This window comes from Saccharicrinis aurantiacus (genome assembly GCF_947489045.1).
Taxonomy (GTDB): Bacteria; Bacteroidota; Bacteroidia; order Bacteroidales; family Marinilabiliaceae; genus Saccharicrinis; species Saccharicrinis aurantiacus.
Genome location: NZ_CANLCN010000006.1, coordinates 197,940 through 220,375, shown reverse-complemented (window position 1 = coordinate 220,375; position 22,436 = coordinate 197,940). Strand labels below are relative to the sequence as shown.

Here is a 22,436-nt window from a genome sequence, read left to right as displayed (position 1 = left end):
ATTGCTTTTTAAAATTAATAAGGGAATTACTTATGCCTTTTTCTTAATTCCTCGGCTAAATCTTCAATACGATACCCTTTGTAGGTAAGTAGAACAATTAAATGATACAAAAGATCTGCACCTTCATACAAAAAGTTTTCGTCATCGTTAGCCATAGCTCCGATTACAGTTTCTATTGCCTCTTCACCAACTTTTTGTGTTATTTTTCGAATACCTTTCTTAAATAAATGAGTAGTATAAGAATCAGCAGGCATTTCCTCTTTACGCTTATCAATAAAATCTTGAAGCTCTGTTAAAAAGGTAATATCTGCTTTATTTTCCTCTTGAAAACAAGTATCATCGCCAGTATGACACACGGGGCCAACTGGATTAGCCTTAATTAGCAATGTATCATCATCGCAATCAATTGCAATTGAAACCACATTTAAAAAGTTGCCCGACTCTTCACCTTTGGTCCACAAGCGATTCTTTGTGCGGCTAAAGAAGGTAACTTTTCGCTCTTCTTGTGTTTTATCAAATGCCTCTTGATTCATAAAACCAAGCATTAATACTTTGTTTGTAACTGCATCTTGAATAATTGCAGGCACCAATCCATTTCCTAATTTATCGAAATCTATTTTCATATTTAAGTCTTTAGTTAGCTGTTAGCATGTGCCGAAATAGCAATTAACAAGCTTTTGTTTTTATTACAACCTTACACTAATTCCCTCGGTATTGAGGTATTGTTTCAAATCAGGAATTCCGATTTCTTTATAGTGGAAAATACTAGCTGCTAAACCAGCATCTGCTTTTCCTTTTGTAAACACATCTTTAAAATGCTCCATACTACCAGCTCCACCACTGGCAATGATAGGAATAGTAAGATCTGTTGATAGTTTAGCAAGTGCTTCGTTCGCAAAACCTTGCTTTACACCATCATGATCCATTGATGTAAACAATATTTCGCCAGCTCCTCTATCTTCAGCTTCCTTAGCCCAAGAGAACAAGCGCTTCTCTGTTTCAATTCGACCACCATTTACAGTAACTGCCCAATCGTCGCCCGACATATGCTTAGCATCTATAGCAGTTACAACAAACTGGCTTCCGAAATTGAGTGCCATATCATTAATTAACTGAGGGTTTCGAACTGCAGAGGAGTTAATACTGATTTTATCGGCCCCGGCATTAAGTAAAGCCTCGGCATCTTTAATTTCACTAATTCCACCACCTACTGTAAACGGGATATTTACGTGCTGCGCTATACGCTTTACCAAATCAACAAAGGTTTTACGCCCCTCGTGACTAGCTGTAATATCAAGGAATACAAGTTCGTCGGCCCCTTGTTCGGCATATAAAGCACCCAACTCAACAGGATCACCAACTTCTTTTATTCCTACAAATTTAATCCCTTTCACTGTCATCCCATTTTTAATATCTAAACAGGGAATTATTCTTTTTGCGAGCATTTTTCTTTAGTTTATTAGCCAGTAGTCAATGGCTAGTAATTTAAGTTTGTATTTAGGCTTTTTTGCAGTAATTATCATCATCCTCTAAAGTGAGTTTGCTATAAACTACTAACTATACCTCTCCAATTCCTTCAGGCTAATACGTCCTTCATAAATTGCTTTTCCGGTAATTACTGCAGGTACCTTAGCTTCAACTAATTCGTCGATATCTGCTAAACTACTCAATCCACCACTTGCTACTAAGTATAAATCAGGAGATTGTTTTAATAACTTTTTGTACAGTTCTGTTGAAGTTCCTTGCAACATCCCATCTTTACTGATATCTGTGCAAATTACTTTATTAATTCCTAGTTGCTCATATTCTTTAACAAAAGGAAGTAATTCTAAATCTGATGTTTCGAGCCAACCACCAACAGCAATCTTTTCATCTTTAACATCAGCTCCTAAGATTATCTTATCTGAGCCGAACTTCTCTATCCAACTTGTAAAAACGGCTTTATTTTTAACAGCAATACTTCCGCCAGTTATCATTTGGGCTCCACTCTCAAAAGCAATTTTAAGATCCTCATCGGTTTTTAAACCTCCTCCAAAATCAATTACTAAGTTCGTTTTGCTGGCAATTTGTTCTAGCACCTTATAGTTAATGATTCGCGAAGCTTTAGCCCCATCTAAATCTACTAAATGTAGTCTTTTGATACCATGATCCTCGAACATCTTAGCCACTTCAAGCGGGTTTTCGTTATAAACCGTTTTTTGGTCATAATCACCCTGGCTTAAACGCACACATTTTGCATCGATAATATCAATGGCTGGGATTATATCTATTTTGGCCATTATTATAGTTTAATGAAGTTTGCTAAAATTTTTGAACCTACATCACCACTCTTTTCAGGGTGAAATTGGGTAGCATAAAAGTTATCCTTTTGCAAAGCAGAACTGTAAGGTAAAATATAGTTTGTTGTAGCTGCAGTATCATTACCTAATGCCACATAGAAACTATGAACAAAGTATACAAACTGATCTTCGATGCTCGAATCAAACAAAGCACTTTTGGTATTACCAATGGTATTCCATCCCATTTGAGGCACCTTAATATTCTCTGTATTATTTTCAGGAAGTTGAAATTTCTTTACCTCCTCATCAAATATACCAAGACAATCAACATTACCTTCTTCGGAGTGTTTACACATTAGTTGCATACCAAGGCAAATGCCTAAAACAGGTTGCTTTAAACTCAAGATAAGTTCATCCAACTCTTGTTCTTTCAGGTATTTCATGGTTGTGCTAGCCTCTCCCACTCCTGGAAAAATAACTTTATCTGCACTTTTTATTTCTTCAGGATCTGAAGTTATAATATGCTCCACTCCCAACCTATCAAGCGCAAAGCTTACGGATTGAATATTACCCGCGTTATATTTTATTATAGCAATTTTCATATTTATTAGGCCTTATAGGAATTTGTAATCTTACTTTAGTAAATCTTCAATTACAACATTCATTTTATTAAACTCTTCTTCATTAAAAAGACGAGTTAACATTACAATTTTACCGTCTCTATCGATAATTACATTTCGTGTAATACCAGCCTTCTTCTTTGCGTATAAACCAAAAATATCAGCGCCATCATCTAAACCTAAAGGATAAGATATGCCTGTATCTTTAGCAAATTTATTCACAGTCTCAAGAGGTTCATCTCTATCTAAGCCAACCAGTACAAAGTCCTTATCTTTATTCTTTTTCCAAATATCATTCTCAATATGTGGCATCTCTGCACGACAAACACCACACCAACTTGCGGTAAATTGTAACATTACAACTTTGCCTTTATGATCAGACAACTTAAACGTTTTGCCATTATTCAATTTACACTCAAAATCAGGAGCTATATCTCCAACTTTAACAATATACCCTCTATCATCCTTCTTCTGTGCATGAGTAAAATTTAAACCAATACACATTAATGCTAAAGCAAATAAATAGTTCTTCATTTTTCTTAATTAAATATTATTGTTCGGTTTTTATAAACCAATGTTTTTCTATCGATATGCGCTTTTACGGCACGTGCCAACACAATTTTCTCAACATCTTTCCCTTTTTGGATAAGGGTTTGGATTGAGTCGTGATGAGAAATACGATTAATATCCTGTTCAATAATTGGCCCTGCATCCAAATCAGAAGTTACATAATGACTGGTAGCTCCAATAATTTTAACCCCACGTTTATGTGCAGCATGATAAGGCTTAGCTCCTGCAAATGCAGGTAAAAAGGAATGGTGGATATTAATAATCTTCTCAGGATAACTTTTGATAAACTCGGCTGAAAGCACTTGCATATAGCGTGCTAATACAGCAAAATCAATCTTATACTTTTTCAGCACCTCAAGTTGTTTCTTTTCTTGTTCTGCTTTTGTTTCAGCAGTAATTGGAATATGCACAAAATCAATTCCGAATTGCTTTGCCACAGGCTCTAGGGTAGTGTGATTACTTATTATAACTGGCACATCTACCTTATATTCTCCAGTTTGATAACGCGCCAGTAAATCGTATAAACAGTGCGCCGCCTTAGACACAAAAATTGCCATACGAGGTTTTTCATCAGAGAAATTTAAAGTATACTTCATCTGATATGGCTCACCAAGAAACTTTGAAAAAGTAGAATCAATTTCACTTTTAGGTAGATTAAAATTACTTAAATCCCAAACCACACGCATAAAGAAAAGATTATCTTCTCTATCTACATGCTGATCTACCTCAACAATATTACCATGGTGGAGATTAATAAAATCGGTAACTCGTGCAACAATTCCACTTTGATCAGGGCAATGTATCTTTAATATGGCTGTATTATTAACTTTGTTTTCCATGCAATTCAGACTTGATAGTTTATTTTGTTTCCTCTGAGAGGGCTGCAAAAATAAGGATTTATCATCAGATGTTAAATGAAAATCTGATTTTTATCATACTTCAATTAAGCTTTGATGCTTTTAATGTAAGTATTGATATCTTTCTTAAGATCGCTTGCTTCTCCAAGCATTTTTACAAAGCCACTTCCGATAATTGCACCTTCGGCATATTTACAAGTAGTTTCAAATGATTCTTTATCACTGATACCGAATCCGATTAATGATGGATTTTGCAAGCCAAGAGACTTCACTCTTTCAAAATAGGCCAACTGCTCATCTGATAATCCTTTTTTTGCACCAGTTACTGAAGCTGACGAAACCATGTAAATGAAACCATTTGTATTGGCATCAATTAACTTAATACGTTCTTCAGGTGTTTGAGGAGTTATTAAGAAAATATTTGAAACTCCATTGGCATCAAAGGTTGGCTTATAAACATCTAAATATTCCTGAAAAGGCAAGTCAGGAAGAATAACACCATCAACACCAACTTCGTTGCATTTCTTGGCAAAAGCCTCCATTCCGTATTTGTGTACTGTATTTAAATAACCCATCAATACAATTGGCATTTTTACTTTTGAACGTACATTAGCCAATTGTTCAAAAAGAACTTTTAGGCTCATTCCGTTTTCTAAGGCTTTCTCTCCACTTTTCTGAATGGTTGGCCCATCTGCTAAAGGATCTGAAAAGGGAATTCCAATTTCAACAATATCAGCACCTGACTCTTCAAGAGCTTCGAGTATTGGTACAGTATCATTTAAATTAGGGTAACCTGCCGAATAATATATTGAAAGTATATCTTTCTTATTTTGAAATAATTCTTTTATTCTGCTCATCTTTTAAAGTATCAAGTCTATAAACTAAAACGATCCATATAGGTACTCATATCCTTATCTCCTCTACCCGATAAAGTAATAACCACAGTATCTTCTGGCTTAAACTCCATTTTATTAAGTGCCACAAAAGCATGTGCACTCTCCATAGCCGGTATAATACCTTCTAATCGGGTAACTTCAAGCGCCATATCTAAAGCCTCTTGGTCTGTTGCATCCAGAAAAATAGCTCTATCTGTATCTTTTAAATGTGCATGTTGAGGTCCGATACCTGGATAATCTAAACCTGCAGAAATGGAGTAAGGCTCGATAATCTGCCCATCGTCATCCTGAATTAAGAAAGTTTTGCTTCCATGGATAATACCAATATCACCTAATGCAATTGTTGCAGCTGTTTCTCCAGAATCAATACCTAGTCCGGAAGCTTCTACAGCAACTAATTTGACTTGTTCATCATCTAAGAAATTATAAAAACTTCCCGAAGCGTTACTGCCACCTCCCACACAAGCAACAACATAATCAGGGTATTCACTTCCTGTTTTCTCTTTAAGCTGTGTTTTTGTTTCCTCACTAATCACACTCTGAAAACGCGCTACAATATCGGGATAAGGATGTGGGCCCACCACAGAACCAATAATATAAAAGGTATCCTCTGGATTACAAATCCAATCGCGGAGCGCTTCGTTTGTAGCATCCTTCAAGGTTTGATTACCTGATTCTGCTGCAACTACTTTGGCACCTAGCATTTTCATACGAGCCACATTGGGAGCTTGACGTTCAATATCAAGTGCACCCATATAAATTACACAATCCATGCCCATTAAAGCACAGGCCGTTGCTGTTGCTACCCCATGCTGACCAGCACCTGTTTCTGCAATAATGCGAGTTTTACCCAATTCTTGGGCCAATAAGATTTGACCTAAAGAGTTGTTTATTTTATGAGCTCCCGTATGATTTAAATCTTCGCGCTTTAAATACACATTGGTTTTATATTTTTCGGAAAGACGCTCTGCATAATATAAAGGGGTCGGGCGTCCTACATAATCTTTTAGAAGCTTTACATACTTCTTACTAAACTCAGGTGTATTAATAACATCTAAATACACACTTTTGAGTTTATCGATATTGGGCTGAAGCATTTCAGGAATATAAGCACCGCCAAACTGGCCGTACATTCCTTTTTCATCAACATTATACTTAGAACTCATATTATTGATTTTTAATTTTCTGAATAAACTGTTTTACCTTCTCTACACTTTTAAGTGCTGGTTCAATCTCAAAACGACTGTTAATATCGACTGCATGAATATTTACATCCTTCAATTTTAGAATATCTGAAGCATCATCCACATCGATACCTCCACTTAAGAATAAAGGCTTTTGATTATTGTATTGTTTTAATAATTCCCAATTGAATTTATGTCCGCTACCTCCATAATTTTTGGTTTTGGTATCAAATAAAAAGTAATCAGTACACAGTGCATATGGATCAAGAGTACTAAAGTCAAACTCTTCTGAAACCTGAAAGGCTTTAATTGTTTCCAATCCTAAACTTTGAACTGAAGCACAAAACTCAGGCGATTCATTGCCATGCAACTGCACGGCATTCAGTCCACATTTATTAACGCAACTTTTTATGTAGCTGAATTCAGCATTTACAAAGACACCCGTTTTTGTAATGGTATTGGGAAGTTGCTTTAATAACTCAACATCGATAATACCCTCAACAAAACGTGGTGATTTACCATAAAAGATAAAGCCTAAATAATCTGGCCCTAAGGCAGCGACAGCTTTTATATTATCACTATCGCGCATACCGCATACTTTTATTTGTATGGATTGTGACATTTACTGTGCTATTGATTTTGAGAATTCGATGCAAGCGTCACCAGGGTTGTTGGTGCGCATAAAGTTTTCGCCAATTAAAAAGCCTTGGAAACCATGTTTGCGAAGCAGGAAAATATCCTCGGGAGTATAAATTCCGCTCTCTGAAATTTTCACAGCACTATCGGGCATTTGTTTTGCCAAATCGATACTCTGCTGTAACGAAACTTCAAATGTTTTCAGGTTTCTATTATTAACCCCTACTACATCAACCAAAGGATTTACTATATCTAACTCTTCTTTACTATGTACTTCCATTAAGATATCTAAACCCAAATCCTTAGCTAACTTTGAAAGTTCCTCGGCTTCTTGATAGGATAAAATAGCTGCAATTAATAAAATAGCACTACCTCCAATGGCTTTTGCCTCATGCACCTGATACGGCGAAATCATAAAATCTTTACGAAGCAAAGGAACAGTAGTTAACTTTCTAGCTCCTATTAAATCGCTTTTATTTCCTCCAAAAAACTCGGAATCCGTCAGCACACTAATGCCTGAAACACCCGCTTCTTCATATTTGGGCACAACATCTTCAACCGTTGACATACTGTTGATAACTCCTTTTGAAGGAGATTGACGCTTATATTCTGAGATAATTCCATTATGCTCCCCATCAGTTAAATAGGTTTTTAACGATGGTACTTCAGCTTTATAACAATCGTAAGATTTAAGTTTATCTATTGTTTTAAATTCTTCGTGTTGCTTCACTTCAATACGTTTCTGAGCAACTATTTTATCAAGGATATTCATAATCTTTATGATTGCTTATTTTATTTCAATTAAGGTTTTAAGTACACTTTCGGCTTTGCCTGATAATAATGAATCTTTTGCCAACTCAATCGCCTCCTCTATAGATTTAGATTGATCCATACACTTTATAGCCAATCCTGCATTTGCAAAAACAGCACTATTTTGAGCTTCAGTTCCTTTACATGAAAGGATATCTGTAAATATTTTGGATGCTTCGTTTACCGTATCTCCTCCAAAAATTTCATTTTGCTGTATACGTTTAAAGCCAATTTGTTCAGGAGTAATTAATTTCTCTCCTTCATTATCTATAATTTTAAAATCGCCTGTTAGCGATATTTCATCATAGCCATCTAAACTATGCACAATAGAATAATTTTTTGTGGTATTTTGATAGAGGTATTGGTACAAACGTAACAACTCTAAACTAAAAACACCTAAGAATTGATTCTTCGGAAAAGATGGATTTACGATTGGCCCTAACATATTGAAGAAGGTTTTTAAACCCAATTCTTTTCTGAAAGGTGCTACCGCTTTCATGGCCGGATGAAAAAGCGGGGCATGTAAAAAAGTTATACCTGCCTTATCGACTTGCTTTTTAAGTAAGTCTTCATTATTTGTGAAAGAATATCCTAGATACTCCATTACATTTGATGAACCACACGCCGAAGAAACCCCATAATTCCCATGCTTGGTAACTTTATACCCTGCACCAGCCACCAAAAAAGAAGACAATGTACTAATATTAAAGGTGTTTTTACCATCGCCACCGGTACCCACAATATCGATGGCGTTAAATTCTGAAAAATCCATTTTTAAACAAAGCTCCAACAATGCATCGCGGAAACCACTTAGTTCCTCAACACTAATTGGACGCATCATAAATACACTTAAAAAGGTAACTACCTGCGAATTATTGTATTTATTGGCGGCTATATTTATCAGCACTTCTTTGGCCTCTTGGCTAGTGAGCTGTTTATGCTGTATGAGTTTTTGTAATATTTCTTTCATCTTTCTAATAAATAACGAAACACAAGTATCAAGAAATAGGGCTTAATTACATTGTGCCTTATATTAAAATTCGATTTAGTTAGTTAACCAATTGCGCATCATATCTTTTCCGTGCTCGGTTAAGATAGATTCTGGGTGAAACTGCACACCTCTAACATCGTGTTCTTTGTGTCTAATTCCCATTATTTTACCTTCATCATCACGCGAAGTAACTTCGAAACAATCTGGTAAACCCTCATCTTCAACTGCCCAAGAGTGGTATCGGCCAACATTTATTTTTGATGGCATATTTTTAAACAGAATTTCACCCTCATCAATAATATCAATTGGAGTAGCTATGCCATGAAAAACAGTGGGTAAGTTGGCAATTTGTCCGCCATAAGCCTCGGCTATTGCCTGATGACCGAGGCACACACCCATAATACTTTTTGAACTACCGTACTTTTTAATAAGATCTATTAAAATACCTGCTTCGTGCGGAACGCCAGGTCCGGGTGATAATAAAATCTTATCGTACTTATTAATTTCTTCAATGTCTATTTTATCATTTCTATAAACATCTACCTTTTCACCAACAATTTCCTCAATATAATGAACCAAGTTGTATGTGAACGAATCGTAATTATCGAAAACTAATATCTTCATTTCTTTATAATTATTGAGTTATTGTATGTTAAAATTCATTTGCTAACTCGATAGCTTTTTTCAAAGCACCCAATTTATTATTTACTTCTGCCAATTCGCTTTCTGGTTCCGATTTTGAAACAACTCCGGCTCCAGCCTGATAAAATAAAGTATTATCCTTGCAAAGGAATGAGCGAATCATGATGGCCTGATTAAATGAACCATCGAAATTGATGATTCCAATACAGCCACCATAATAACCACGATTTTGATTCTCGTATTTCTCAATCAGCTGCATTGCTTTATACTTAGGCGCTCCCGATAGAGTTCCTGCAGGGAAAGTATCCGCCATTACCCTACAGGTATTAGAACCTTCCTGCAGTTCTCCGCTCACATCAGAAACCAAATGCAATACATGTGAGTAATATTGAACTTCTTTATAAGTATTCACTTTTACATTCTCACAATTTCTACTTAGGTCGTTACGTGCCAAATCAACCAACATCACATGCTCTGCATTTTCCTTAGGATCAGCACTCAATTGCTCGGCTAATTTTTTATCCTTTGCATCGTCACCAGTTCTTTTAAAAGTACCAGCTATTGGATTAATTGTAGCCACATTATCATCTATTACCAACTGAGCTTCGGGTGAAGAGCCTAATATTTTATAGCCACCATAATCGAAATAAAACAAATAAGGAGAAGGATTGATATTTCTTAAAGCACGGTATACATTAAAGTCGTCGCCCGAATATTTTCTTTTAAACTGACGAGATAAAACTATTTGAAAAACATCACCTTTAAAACAGTGCTCTTTTCCTTTCTTAACCATTTCAATATACTCCTCATCCGTCACATTGCTAGTTTCCTTTTCTTCAGCATTAAAGCGGTAAGAGGTAACAGTTCTATTGTTAAGCAATTTGATAATCTCATCTAACTCACTAGAATCACCTTCAGGTAAATTTTCGATGAGTTTTATCTGATTTGAAAAATGGTTAAAGGCCAGTATGTACTTATAATAATTATAACGCATCTCTGGAATCTCATAATCGCTATTCACACCATTATCAAACTCTAAAGACTCAAAATGCTGCACTGCATCGTATGATGAATAACCAAATAAGCCATTTGTTTCAATATGGTTATCGCTATTCGAAACATTGAATAATTTTAAAAATGCATCTAGCTGCGCCGGAATATCTTTTTCTGAAGCTGGTAATCCGTCTTCTTTACTTCCATCTGTTGAAGTAAGCTCTACTTTTCCTTTTTTTACCAGAAACTCTGCTAAAGTATTAAAGCAAATGTAAGACATTGAATTACTATTACCATGATAGTCAGACCCCTCTAACAGAATCGTGTTAGGAAAAAGATCTCGTAATTTTAAATAAACACTTACAGGTGTTACAATATCAGCAATATCAGCAGGTATTTTTTTTGAGCTGCATTTTATATTTATGTTTTTCATGATATGACTTATTTGAAATTGTTGAAAAAAAAATGGCTTACCGAGGATTCGGTAAGCCATTTTTCAAAATATTTTGTATAGCGTAGCGATTAACCTCTTTTTAAGTTAAGAAAAGCCAATGCCACCACCATGTATTGTTCATATTATTTATCATCTGCTTATAAATTGTTAGCGATTGCAAAGTTTAATAATATTTTTGAAATATCAAAATAATATCAAACTGAGTTTACGATAATTTTAATGATGTTTTAGCACCAAATACATCTTGTGATATACTAAAGATTGTTTGATCAAATTCTTCGCTAAGCCACTTGTAGAGAGTTGTAGCTTCAGAATCGTTTAACCATCCAAGAGATTTTTCCAATTCTTTTTTAAATAACTCAGGGTATTTGGCAACGCCTAACAATACCGACTTTTGATGTTCTAACATAATAATTATAGATTTCAATTAAAATTTACTTTGCAAAAGAACCACCTAATTATTAAGCTAATATATCTTTAACTACAACAATAAATTAAGTTCCCTTACTTCTGTTGGATACTTGAAGATAGGAATAATTATCTGACTTAAAAATTTAATCAAGTACCATACTTAGAGGGTCTTTCATCAATAATAAAAACAACAAACGACACATAACCTACAAGTTACACGCCTCCTTTAAAATGAATATAAATAAGACAAAAACACATCAAACATTTTGACATTACTAGGCATAGCTATTGATTACCAAACTCATAAACTTGTGAGTTTTTGTTGAAAATTTTATCTTTATTAAATTCTCAATAATCCAGATCTTATTATGACGAACACTCCTATTTATTTTATTGATGCATTTACATCTGATTTATTTTCAGGGAATAGTGCTGCTGTAGTAATATTGAATAATTGGCCAAGCGATGCGCTAATGCAAAATATTGCAAAAGAGAATAATTTATCAGAAACGGCTTTTGTAGCTCCCCATAATTCTGAATTAAAAATACGTTGGTTTACTCCAACTATCGAAGTTGATTTATGTGGTCATGCTACCTTAGCGGCAGCATATGTAATGTTTGAACATGAGAATTATGAGGGTGATGAAATTACGTTTCATTCAAAAAGTGGAGTTCTTAAAGTATACCGCAGAGACGATCACTTGGAGCTAGACTTCCCAAAGGATACTATTACTCCCGTGCTCGAATTTCCTGAATTAATTAGATTTGACAAAAGTGAGTTGATTAAAGAAATATACAAAGGCAGAACTGATTATATGTTTGTGCTAGACTCTGAAAAACACATTAAAGACTACGCCCCTTCTTTTAATATAATAAAGCAATTGGAATGCAGAGGAATAATTATAACTGCTCCATCTAAAACAGAGGTTGATTTTGTATCTCGTTTTTTTGCACCTCAAAGTGGAATTGATGAAGATGCAGTTACTGGCTCAGCCCACACAACGCTCACTCCCTTTTGGGCTCAAAGGCTAGGTAAATCTAAACTAACTGCCCATCAACTCAGCGCACGTGGAGGCAAGTTAAGCTGCGAACTCAATGGCGATAGAGTTTATATAGGTGGCAACTGTGTAACCTACATAAAAGGCAGCTTACTTATAAACACTTAACTATCGTATACTTTTTACACTAGATCGCTTATTTGGTGTTAAGTCGAAGTTAACACCAAGCTTAAAACCAGCTTTTGTTAATTGAATTTTATCTGCAATATTAATGGTTCCTGTGTAAGAATTTGGATCAGTTAATAAGCCTTCAGCAGTAGTGCTTGAAATATTATTAAGACCAGGCTGATAATATAAACCAAATGCCAAATTTAATCGCTTACTAACATAATATTCCGAACCCACTTCAATTAACCATGCGATAGAAGTATTAAATTCGGTAACGGTAGATAGCTCGGTAATATCCCGTGTATAAAAACCATATTCGGGCACATCATCAATTGTTAAATTCCATTGTGGATAATAACCAGAGGTTGACAAACTCCCTGAATTTATGGTAGTTTTAACGGTTCCTAAAAACGAGAATACCGGCCCTGTAGCACCATACAAAATAAAGTCGCTACTAATCCACTTTTGATATCTGAAAAACAAAGGAACCTCTATTGCTCCAATCGTATGCTCCTCTTCAATGTTAGTGCCACTAGCCATTAAAATGTAGGCATCATTATCCTGATCAATCATCGGTGCTTCCGATTGAAATGATCCGAGATTAAATGTAGCGCCATATTCATTATAGCGAATCCCAGACCCAATTATCATATATTCTGATATATGGTATTGAATATCTGCTCCAAAGCCTATACCCATCATTGACTCAGAACTATTCGTCCCATAGTCGTAGTTTACAGATTGTGAACCATACGATATAAACGGAGACAGTTTAATCTGCGCATTTAAGACCACAATTGGCATCTGCAGAACAAGAATAATTAAAGAGAGCTTTATATAGTTTTTCACAATGTAGTTGTATTAAAGGTAAATTATTAGCGTACAATAATTTTCTGAGTTGATGTAATTCCTCCTTGTGTTTTTATGATATAGACACCGTTTTTATCCAATTGAAACACTTCTTTCTGGCCAGCATTAAAAATCTGTTTTACTAGCTTTCCTGAAGTATTATAAATGGATATGGACGTTGGCTCAATTACATTAGTATTATCTGCTGATAACTCAACATTGATATTTTCTCCTGCTTGAGCAGGAGATGGGTAAGCGCGTGCCGATTTGGTTGCGGATTGAGAAATTTTATTACTTGTATAAACATCTCCCTTATTGGTAGTAACCACACAATAATACTCACCATCTAAACCTTCGGCTGAGTGATAAAATTGCTTTTCTGCATCAGTAAGTTTAGCCCCATTCTGATACCATTGGTAACTTTCAAATTGCTCTTGAACATTATCAACTAACAACATATTACTTCCCTTACTATGTATGGTTACATCTAGGTTTACCGTAAATAAAACTGAAACCGATTCAGCAGCGTTATAATTATTATTACCATCTTCTGAAGCAATAATATTAACTGATCCATATGAATGAATGGTTAGAACATTATTATCAACACTCACTATATTATTATCGGAGCTACTAAACGAAATAGCCTCGCCAGAAGTCGCAATTGCAGATAATTCGATGGTTTTGTCTTTCTCGTAACGAGTACTGGTTTCCATATCAAACTGAATACTATTTTCAGCTTTATTTATGGTGAGCGTACCCTCACTATAAATAATATTATAGTTTAAGCCATTGTTTCCATCATCAACTTTTAGAGTATTTTGTAAAATGTTGTACTGTCCGGCATCAAGACTTGCATTTACACCTATTTCGCCAACAAAATCATCCCCATTAAGTGGTGCTCCAGATAAAATTACATACGATAAAGTTGGCAATGGCTCTCCATATATTATTGTTTTATTATCCGCGCTAATTTCGATACTTATTTGCTCAATAGAAGCCGTGAGCATTGGTTGAGTTAAATTATAATTATTACTCTCATCACCTGAAATGCTTAATGACTCTAATGTAATACTCTTTTGATTGCCTGCGTTCGCATCAACAAAAGAAACTACTGGATTCGAATTAGATAATAATACATCATCACCATCAATAACTCCTTGCAAACTAGCTATACCTGTTAGAGTAGCAGTATTGGTTTTATCGTAGGTTTTATCGACAACCCCCAAGCCTGTTACAGTTAGTTCTTTTACGGTAATATTGGCCGTAAAATCACCCGGGTTACTAAGCGTATAGTTTGCATTATCTGATCCTGAGATGGATAGATTACTCAGACTGATACTTTTATTTTGCGCCACATTTTTATCCTCAAAAAACGCGTTGATCGCACCAATATTTAGCACAACATCATCTCCATCTAAAATTCCGTTAAGAGTTGGATTTCCATCCACTGAAGCAGATGTATTACCATCGTAAACCTTATCACTAAAACTTAAACCTTCGAGTTTTAACTCTACAGGTGTAATATTGGCATATGAATTTGGGATCGAATTTAGATTGTAATTGCTAGCATCAGTTCCACTAATACTAAAAGAGGTAAACTCAACCTTTTTATTATCTCCGATATTGGCATCTTCAAAATTGGCAGAACCTTCAATTAAGCTCACATCATCTCCTATTATAACACCAATTAATGAAGGGTTCTCAGTATATTGAGCACTCGTATTCTTATCGTATTGCTTATTTTCAGCTGATAGTGCTGAAGCAGAAATATCCTTTGTTGATATAGTTGCAGTACTAGTAACTATACCTAATATATAGTTATTGATATCATCTCCTGATAGTGTGTAACCCGTAATACTAACAACCTTATCGATCCCGACATTCTTTGAATCGAAAACCGCTTCCAAAGATGTTGTTTCTAAAATTACATTATCTGCCCCAACAATACCCACTAAATCGCCATTGTTTAAAAGTGTTGCTAGCGCAGTACCATCATACGCCTTATTTGCAACAACAATATTATCGATAGTTAATTCTTTGCTAGTAACAATAACTGACAACTCTTCAAGTTTATCAGGATAATCGATATTATTATTCGCCCTGAAAATTAAACTATATTTTGTTGCAGGGTCAGTTTTCGCAGGGATAGTACTTGAATTAGCAAAAAAGAATTCGCCATCAATACTAGTTCCATATCTATTATCAATAGCTGAGCCATCTGTAAAGGTAATTTCACCTAAAGTGGTTCCATACTCAACAACCGGAATGCTTGGTAATACTACATCGATAAATATACTTTCGTAGGCCCCGATATCAACTTTAGCATTAAACAAACGGGAATCATCATTTAAATCTTTAAAATCGTATATATCATCCGTTGTCAATTCATTACCATTCAAATCGGTATCTAAACCAATAGAATTTTCGTTTAATTTATCATTATCTCCATTTTCGATTAAAGAGGAAGTTTTCTCAATATCCCAATTAGCCAATAACACTTCCTCAGATTCCTCTGTCCCATTAATGACTCCAGCAAAACTAGTTGGATTCAGGAATCTTGGATATAACAAGCTTTCGGTACCATTATTACTAGCCGCTAATCGAATATTAGAATCCGAATAGTCTTGATTCTCAATGGCACAATAATCTAGATTTGAAGATGAAGATAGATACAGTTGTGGCGTACTACCAGCTTCAATTAGCTCGTTACCCCAAATAACTGAATTATAAACAGAACTTTCTTCTGAATACAATCCCCCTCCAGAGGCTAACTCAGCAACACAATTATTCTTTACAATATTTGAATTAACCAAATAAGATTGACGCACATATAAACCTCCACCTCGGTTACTTGCTGAATTATTAAATACTAAACAATTAAAAAAAGAAGATGATATTGCGTAAGATGCACCCCCATAATTTTCTGAAGAACAATTGAATATTTTAGATTGCGATATGGAAGAATCTATACCATAAATTCCACCGCCATTAGCTCCGCTACCTTTACTTGAACAGGATCTAATAACTGAACCTATGATTCGAGAACCTTGACTATATATTCCACCACCATCACTTTTGTAACTGTCATCGGAAAAACACCCCTCAATAGTGGAATTACGAATTGAAGAATTTATGGCAAACACACCACCCCCACTTAACGATGTAGAGCTCTCTCCCTCAATATGACAATTTAGAACTTTGCTATTCTCAAAGTTCGAATTGGTAAGATATACACCACCTCCTTGAACAGAGATTTTACCATTAATGGAACAATCTGTAATCAAACACGATTGAATTGAGGTAGTACCACTTGTATAGAGACCTCCTCCATAGAAAAATGTATTAGTAGCCCCGCTTACATTTTCACAATTTCGGACAATACAATTCTCTATTGTACCACCTCCGGCCACAATTCCTGAAGCGAGATAATGATAATTAGATGTGGCAAAAACCATATCTTCATCATTATATCCATCCTCAATAATAAATCCATCAATGGTTGTTTCAATACTTGCATCTTTGGGAATTATGACTACATGGTTTGAATTATCAGTTTTAACTCCTTCTGTGTTTATGTCGCCACTTAATATGGTAGGATGAGTAAATTCCCAATTATCTATAGTTCCATTGCCATCAGAGTCAGTTCTTTCGCGCTCACCAATGCTTGCCTCTGTTCCATTAAACCCTCCATAAAGCTTAACACCCGATTTTAAAGTAAATGACGCTCGCCTGTAGGAAACATCAGGTTTATAGGTACCACTCTTTACCCATATTTCCTGTCCTGAGGTAGATTCTTGAATGGCTGTATTAATATCAGCAAGTGCAGTATTCCAACTTAAACCATCGTTATCGTTATTTCCATCAGTGCTTACAAAAATTTGTGCATATGATAAGAAAACATTAGAGAAAAGAACAAAACAAATGAAGAGTCGTTTTTTCAGAGAGCCCATGTTATTATCGTTTAAAACTCAGTAACCTGAGAAGATTGTAAGGATTTATTGTTAGTGCTTTGTTTAATACGATAATAAACACAATCGGTTTCATAAATCATCAGAAAGTTATAAAACCCTTACATCGATAAAGTTTTTGCCAAGTATTTAAACGGCATTAATTAATAAAAAACGTATTATTAACGATTAAAACATATACAAGTAATATTGGTACCATACTTTAGCTACAGAATTAAAAAGGTTATTACTAGGCAATCTGTAAGCATCTCATTGGAAGGATGATACTTGTCGTGAGTAATACCTTTTACTTTTTATTCCCGTATAATCCCCTATACCAAGCTACCCTCCTTCCTCTTATTGTTTAATAAAAATGCTTACTGCGTTGAACAAGCTTAGTGATTTTTAGGTTACTCTTTTACTGTAATTAAATAACTCTTATTATTGTTATTAAGCGTTGGCTTTTGATAAAATATGGTCTTATTTTTGTAATAAATCGCGAGGTGCAAAATAATAGACCAACACTCTATTAAACATAAACACAAACTACTGTAAATATATAATGGAATATAATGTAAAGTTACCCTTAAAGCGCTTTTTAAATCTGCTTAAGGTTGAAAAGCAAGAGATCTTTAGCATATACGTTTATGCCATATTTAACGGGCTTGTATCACTATCACTCCCACTTGGAGTTCAGGCAATTATAAATTTAATATCAGGTGGACAAGTAAGTACTTCTTGGATTGTTTTAGTTACCATAGTCGTACTTGGTGTGGCCTTAAATGGAGGAATGCAGATTATGCAGATGACCATTTCTGAGAACATCCAACAAAAATTATTCGCTAGATCAGCCTTTGATTTTGCCTATCGCATTCCTCGTATTAAGCTAAAAGCATTTGATGATGAATATGCTCCTGAGTTAACGAATCGTTTTTTTGATACGCTTACTGTACAAAAAGGACTCTCAAAAATATTACTCGATTTTTCTTCGGCAATACTTCAAGTGGTATTTGGCTTAATCTTACTCTCTATTTATCACTCATATTTTATTCTATACAGTATTACTTTCTTAATTGTAGTTTTTATAATATTTAGATACACTGCAAAAAAAGGACTTATCACAAGTTTAAAAGAGTCTACCTACAAATATAAAGTAGCCCATTGGCTAGAAGAGTTAGCACGTACACAAGATACATTTAAAATGGCTCCTGACTCATCCTTACCTCTAGGAAAAACGGATGAAGCAGTCTCAGGATATTTAAAGTACAGAAAAAGTCATTTTAAAACCTTAGTAATTCAATTTATAAGTTTGGTGAGCTTTAAGGTTGTTATGACAGCCGGCTTATTAATTATTGGTGGATTATTGGTAATTGGACAAAAGATGAATATCGGACAATTTGTTGCTGCCGAAATTATCATTTTAATGATTATTACTTCCATCGAAAAAATAATGCAGATTATTGAAACCATATATGATGTTTTAACTTCCGTTGAAAAAATGGGAAGTATTGCTGATTTGCCGCTTGATTGCGAAGACGGTGAAAACATTGATATTTCAAAAACTAAAGCATTTGATATTAAAGTTTCAGACCTTAGCTATTCTTTCTCAGAAGTTGAAGGGACAGAAGTTATCAAGAATATTAATGTAGATATCAAAGCTGGAGAAAACATTTGTATTGCAGGCTACCATGGATCTGGAAAATCAATACTAATAAAACACCTTGGCGGTTTATATGATAATTATTCTGGTAGAATTCTTTTTAACGATGTTAGTTTAAAGAACTGGAAAAAAGGGGAACTTCGTTGCCAAATAGGATCATGCCTCTCAAAAGAAGAAATTTTTGCGGGCAGCATTATGGATAATATTACCCTAGGTAAACCAGGTGTTGGTAAACTAGAAGTTGTTAAAGTGGCGAAAGTACTTGGAATTGCTTCGTTTATTGAAACGCAAAAAAATTCATACGAGACTTTACTAATTGCAGAAGGTAAAAACCTTCCTAAAAGTGTTCGCCTTAAAATTATCCTAGCGCGAAGCATAGTTGCAAAATCTCAGTTGATTTTACTTGGTGATTTATTCAATCAATTAGGAAAAACCGATAAAGAGAAATTTCTTAACTATATCATGTCACAAGATGCAACATGCATCGCAACATCAAACGATCCTGTTGTAGCAGATTGTTTTGATCGTGTATTGGTATTAAACCAAGGAGAACTTATTGCCGATAACCATCATAGCAAACTAAAACATTTAGGATGGTATAATAATGTATTTCAAACTAACAACCGATGTTAAATATATCAGAAAATAAAAGCACTGCCGATAAAGTTAATTTAAAGAACTATAAGGCATTTGGCATGGTTAAAGACTACACTGCCCGCAAAATATTTACGCGATTACTTATAGCCTTTTTTGGTATCCTATTTTTATCGATGTTTCTACCTTGGACTCAAAATGTTAGAGCAAAAGGGTATGTAACTACACTTAAACCAGATCAACGTCCGCAAATTATACATTCTATAATTGGAGGTAGAATCGAAAGCTGGTTTATTCAGGAAGGAGATTATGTAAGCAAAGGAGACACCATATTATTTTTATCTGAAACTAAGGATGAATATATGGATCCTGATTTATTGGGGAGAACTGAGCAACAGATTGAGGCTAAGAAACTAGCTGTTCAATCGTATATGGAAAAGATTAATGCACTTGATGAACAAATTAGTGCACTTTTATCTACTCAAAAACTTAAGATTGAGCAAACCCATAACTACATTAAACAAGCTCAACTAAAAATTATATCAGATAGTATTGCTTTTGAAGCTGCTAAAACGAATTACGAAATTGCTGAACGTCAATTTAAACGTACCGAACAGCTTCATGCCGATGGTTTAAATTCTCTTACTGAGTTAGAAACACGTAAGCTAAAACTGCAAGAAACAGAATCAAAAAAGGTAGGAGCTGAAAATAAACTCCTGAGTAGCCGAAATGAATTAATTAACTATCAGGTTGAATTGTCATCTGTAGCAAATCAATATCGTGAAAAATTAAGCAAATCTGAATCAGATAAATTTTCTGCTTTATCAGCTATGTACGATGCCGAAGCGGTTGTTACAAAAATGCAAAACCAGTACATGAACTATTCCGTTCGTACGGGATTGTATTATGTTACTGCTCCGCAAGATGGGTACATTACAAAAACCATTCGCTCAGGAATTGGAGAAACGGTAAAACAAGGAGATGATTTAGTAAGTGTTATGCCTGCTGACTTTGACCTGGCTGTTGAAATGTATGTAGACCCAATAGATGTGCCACTATTACATGTTGGAAATAAAGTACGCTTTATGTTTGATGGATGGCCGTCAGTTGTGTTTAGTGGTTGGCCAGGTGTTTCATTTGGAACATTTGGTGGAGAAGTAGTTGCCATAGACAATTTTATTAGTAATGGAGGTAAATATCGTATCTTAGTAGCTCGAGACAAAAATGCTATTGACTGGCCAGAACAATTGAGAGTTGGCGCAGGAGCAAATGGTATTGCATTATTAAAAGACGTACCTGTTTGGTACGAAATATGGCGTCAGTTAAACGGTTTCCCACCTGATTATTATGCTAAACAGAGCAGCGCTGCAAAAGAAAAGAAATAATTTTATTAGTTATTATTCTTCTACAAACAGCGTTAACAACGAAAATTGATTTATACGATGATTCGTAATTATATAACAATACTATTTATGCTTTTATCAACAATGTTGGTAAAAGCTCAAATTGATTCTACGGTTTTCACTCCTGATCAACTACTTTGGTATATCGAAAAATACCATCCGGTTTCGATACAAAGTAATTTACTTTTAGAGAAAGGGGAAAGTGAAGTAAGAAGCGCTAGAGGAAATTTTGACCCTTATTTGTATGCAGGACTAGATCAGAAATATTATGGAGACAATCAATATTATAGCATACTAGGAACGGGCTTAAAAGTTCCTACTTGGTATGGCGTTGAGCTAAAAGCTGGTTATGATCAGAACCAAGGCTACAATTTGAATCCCCAAAACAAAGTACCTGATGATGGATTATGGTATGCTGGAATTTCTGTTCCTATTGGTAAAGGTTTAATTATTGATAAACGAAGAGCTTCGTTACAACAAGCCAAATTATATGCCGAGTCAACTAAGGCTGAACAAGAAAAGATGATGCTTTCATTATATTTTGGGGCTATTAAAAAATACTGGGATTGGGTTGAAGCGTATAACGAATACAAAATATTTACAGAGGCAGTTGAATTAGCTAATGTTCGTTTATTAGGTATAAAAGGAAGCTATCAGTATGGTGATAAATCGGCTATTGATACGCTTGAAGCCTATATTTTGGTTCAAAACCGTGAATTGAGTAAAACACAAGCTCGACTCAAATACAATAACGTAACCTTAGAACTTTCAAATTACCTATGGTATGAAGACGGGATGCCTTTAACTATTAGCGACCAACTTCACCCTCCTCTATATAAAGAAGTAACTCCCGCACCCGCTATTAGCACTGACTCATTGAGTATACTAATTAAGGATTTAGCATTTAGGCATCCTGATATGCAGATAATGGATTACAAAATTGAGTCAATGGAGGTTGCTTTGAAACTTAAAAAACAGGATTTTATGCCTGATTTTAAGGTCAATTATAACTTTATAAACCAACCACATGGAGGAAATTTATTTCAGAATTACTCCATTAATAATTATAAATGGGGATTTAACTTTAGTATGCCCTTATTTTTAAGATCAGAGCGTGGAGATTACAATATGCAAAAACTCAAGGTTCAGGATGCACAATTAGATTTAAATCAGAAACTACTTGCCTTAGAGAATGAATTACGCAAGCATTACAATACCCAAATAACACTCAACGAACAAGTAAAGCTTTATCAGGATGTTGTTGAGAACTATGGCAGAATGTTTTCTGCAGAGAAGCGCAGATTTGAATCAGGAGAAAGTTCATTGTTCATTGTAAACGCACGAGAAACTAGCTTAATTGAAGCTCAACTTAAATTGGTATCCCTATTGGCAAAATACAATGTATCCCAGGTTGGCGTTGGCTACGCAGCAGGCTTATCGATTTACTCTAATAATCAGTAAAGCATTTCTA

The 22,436-nt window shown here is 34.9% G+C and carries 19 protein-coding genes and 1 pseudogene; 4 read left to right on the top strand and 16 right to left on the bottom strand.

Annotation, left to right across the window (positions count from 1 at the left end; translation table 11 throughout):
• Positions 1 to 26 precede the first annotated feature (26 nt).
• The 14 genes and pseudogenes from hisIE to QMO11_RS09240 form a co-directional block, all read right to left on the bottom strand.
• Positions 27 to 626 (bottom strand): annotated as a pseudogene (hisIE, locus tag QMO11_RS09305) (bifunctional phosphoribosyl-AMP cyclohydrolase/phosphoribosyl-ATP diphosphatase HisIE); the annotation flags it as partial.
• Between the two features lie 60 nt (positions 627 to 686).
• Positions 687 to 1,445, bottom strand: a complete 759-nt coding sequence (gene hisF / locus QMO11_RS09300; RefSeq protein WP_282037027.1) for an imidazole glycerol phosphate synthase subunit HisF — start codon at positions 1,443 to 1,445, stop codon at positions 687 to 689.
• 108 nt (positions 1,446 to 1,553) lie between these two features.
• Positions 1,554 to 2,279, bottom strand: a complete 726-nt coding sequence (hisA, locus tag QMO11_RS09295) for a 1-(5-phosphoribosyl)-5-[(5-phosphoribosylamino)methylideneamino]imidazole-4-carboxamide isomerase (RefSeq protein ID WP_282037026.1) — start codon at positions 2,277 to 2,279, stop codon at positions 1,554 to 1,556.
• A gap of 2 nt (positions 2,280 to 2,281) precedes the next feature.
• A complete protein-coding gene (hisH, locus tag QMO11_RS09290; protein ID WP_282037025.1) occupies positions 2,282 to 2,881 on the bottom strand; it encodes an imidazole glycerol phosphate synthase subunit HisH in 600 nt (199 codons plus the stop codon).
• 30 nt (positions 2,882 to 2,911) lie between these two features.
• On the bottom strand, positions 2,912 to 3,433 hold the full coding sequence (locus QMO11_RS09285; RefSeq protein WP_282037024.1) for a peroxiredoxin family protein: 522 nt from the start codon (positions 3,431 to 3,433) through the stop codon (positions 2,912 to 2,914).
• A 5-nt stretch (positions 3,434 to 3,438) separates the two neighbouring features.
• Positions 3,439 to 4,308 carry a formyltetrahydrofolate deformylase gene (gene purU, locus QMO11_RS09280; protein WP_068474385.1) on the bottom strand — a complete coding sequence of 290 codons (870 nt, stop codon included), beginning with the start codon at positions 4,306 to 4,308 and terminating at the stop codon, positions 3,439 to 3,441.
• A gap of 104 nt (positions 4,309 to 4,412) precedes the next feature.
• On the bottom strand, positions 4,413 to 5,183 hold the full coding sequence (gene trpA / locus QMO11_RS09275) for a tryptophan synthase subunit alpha (RefSeq protein WP_282037022.1): 771 nt from the start codon (positions 5,181 to 5,183) through the stop codon (positions 4,413 to 4,415).
• Between the two features lie 17 nt (positions 5,184 to 5,200).
• On the bottom strand, positions 5,201 to 6,388 hold the full coding sequence (trpB, locus tag QMO11_RS09270; RefSeq protein ID WP_068474390.1) for a tryptophan synthase subunit beta: 1,188 nt from the start codon (positions 6,386 to 6,388) through the stop codon (positions 5,201 to 5,203).
• Position 6,389: 1 nt separating this feature from the next.
• Positions 6,390 to 7,028, bottom strand: coding sequence for a phosphoribosylanthranilate isomerase (locus tag QMO11_RS09265; protein ID WP_282037021.1), 639 nt, complete (start codon positions 7,026 to 7,028; stop codon positions 6,390 to 6,392).
• Positions 7,029 to 7,814 carry an indole-3-glycerol phosphate synthase TrpC gene (gene trpC / locus QMO11_RS09260; RefSeq protein WP_282037019.1) on the bottom strand — a complete coding sequence of 262 codons (786 nt, stop codon included), beginning with the start codon at positions 7,812 to 7,814 and terminating at the stop codon, positions 7,029 to 7,031. It abuts the gene before it with no gap.
• Positions 7,815 to 7,829: 15 nt separating this feature from the next.
• Positions 7,830 to 8,822 carry an anthranilate phosphoribosyltransferase gene (gene trpD / locus QMO11_RS09255; RefSeq protein ID WP_282037018.1) on the bottom strand — a complete coding sequence of 331 codons (993 nt, stop codon included), beginning with the start codon at positions 8,820 to 8,822 and terminating at the stop codon, positions 7,830 to 7,832.
• Positions 8,823 to 8,897: 75 nt separating this feature from the next.
• A complete protein-coding gene (locus QMO11_RS09250; protein WP_068474408.1) occupies positions 8,898 to 9,467 on the bottom strand; it encodes an anthranilate synthase component II in 570 nt (189 codons plus the stop codon).
• Positions 9,468 to 9,495: 28 nt separating this feature from the next.
• Positions 9,496 to 10,911: an anthranilate synthase component I family protein gene (locus tag QMO11_RS09245; protein ID WP_068474875.1), complete on the bottom strand. Its 1,416-nt coding sequence runs from the start codon at positions 10,909 to 10,911 to the stop codon at positions 9,496 to 9,498.
• Positions 10,912 to 11,137: 226 nt separating this feature from the next.
• Positions 11,138 to 11,341 carry a hypothetical protein gene (locus tag QMO11_RS09240; protein ID WP_068474411.1) on the bottom strand — a complete coding sequence of 68 codons (204 nt, stop codon included), beginning with the start codon at positions 11,339 to 11,341 and terminating at the stop codon, positions 11,138 to 11,140.
• Between the two features lie 370 nt (positions 11,342 to 11,711).
• On the opposite strand from QMO11_RS09240, the gene QMO11_RS09235 reads away from it, so the two are divergent.
• The gene (locus QMO11_RS09235) at positions 11,712 to 12,509 is read left to right on the top strand and encodes a PhzF family phenazine biosynthesis protein (RefSeq protein WP_068474414.1); all 798 of its coding nucleotides are present in this window, start codon (positions 11,712 to 11,714) and stop codon (positions 12,507 to 12,509) included.
• Here the strand turns inward: QMO11_RS09235 and QMO11_RS09230 are convergent, their stop codons facing one another.
• Both QMO11_RS09230 and QMO11_RS09225 read right to left on the bottom strand, forming a co-directional pair.
• Complete coding sequence (locus tag QMO11_RS09230) at positions 12,510 to 13,358, bottom strand: outer membrane beta-barrel protein (protein WP_282037014.1); 849 nt, start codon at positions 13,356 to 13,358, stop codon at positions 12,510 to 12,512.
• Between the two features lie 26 nt (positions 13,359 to 13,384).
• Positions 13,385 to 17,311: a YDG domain-containing protein gene (locus tag QMO11_RS09225; protein WP_282037013.1), complete on the bottom strand. Its 3,927-nt coding sequence runs from the start codon at positions 17,309 to 17,311 to the stop codon at positions 13,385 to 13,387.
• A gap of 559 nt (positions 17,312 to 17,870) precedes the next feature.
• On the opposite strand from QMO11_RS09225, the gene QMO11_RS09220 reads away from it, so the two are divergent.
• The 3 genes from QMO11_RS09220 to QMO11_RS09210 all read left to right on the top strand — a co-directional run bounded on the left by QMO11_RS09220 (position 17,871) and on the right by QMO11_RS09210 (position 22,426).
• Entirely contained in the window at positions 17,871 to 19,601 is a 1,731-nt protein-coding gene (locus QMO11_RS09220) for a peptidase domain-containing ABC transporter (protein WP_282037012.1), read from the top strand.
• Positions 19,595 to 20,947 carry an HlyD family secretion protein gene (locus QMO11_RS09215; RefSeq protein ID WP_282037011.1) on the top strand — a complete coding sequence of 451 codons (1,353 nt, stop codon included), beginning with the start codon at positions 19,595 to 19,597 and terminating at the stop codon, positions 20,945 to 20,947. Before QMO11_RS09220 ends, QMO11_RS09215 begins: the two co-directional genes overlap by 7 nt.
• 87 nt (positions 20,948 to 21,034) lie before the next feature.
• The gene (locus QMO11_RS09210; protein WP_282037010.1) at positions 21,035 to 22,426 is read left to right on the top strand and encodes a TolC family protein; all 1,392 of its coding nucleotides are present in this window, start codon (positions 21,035 to 21,037) and stop codon (positions 22,424 to 22,426) included.
• The last annotated feature ends 10 nt before the right edge of the window (positions 22,427 to 22,436 follow it).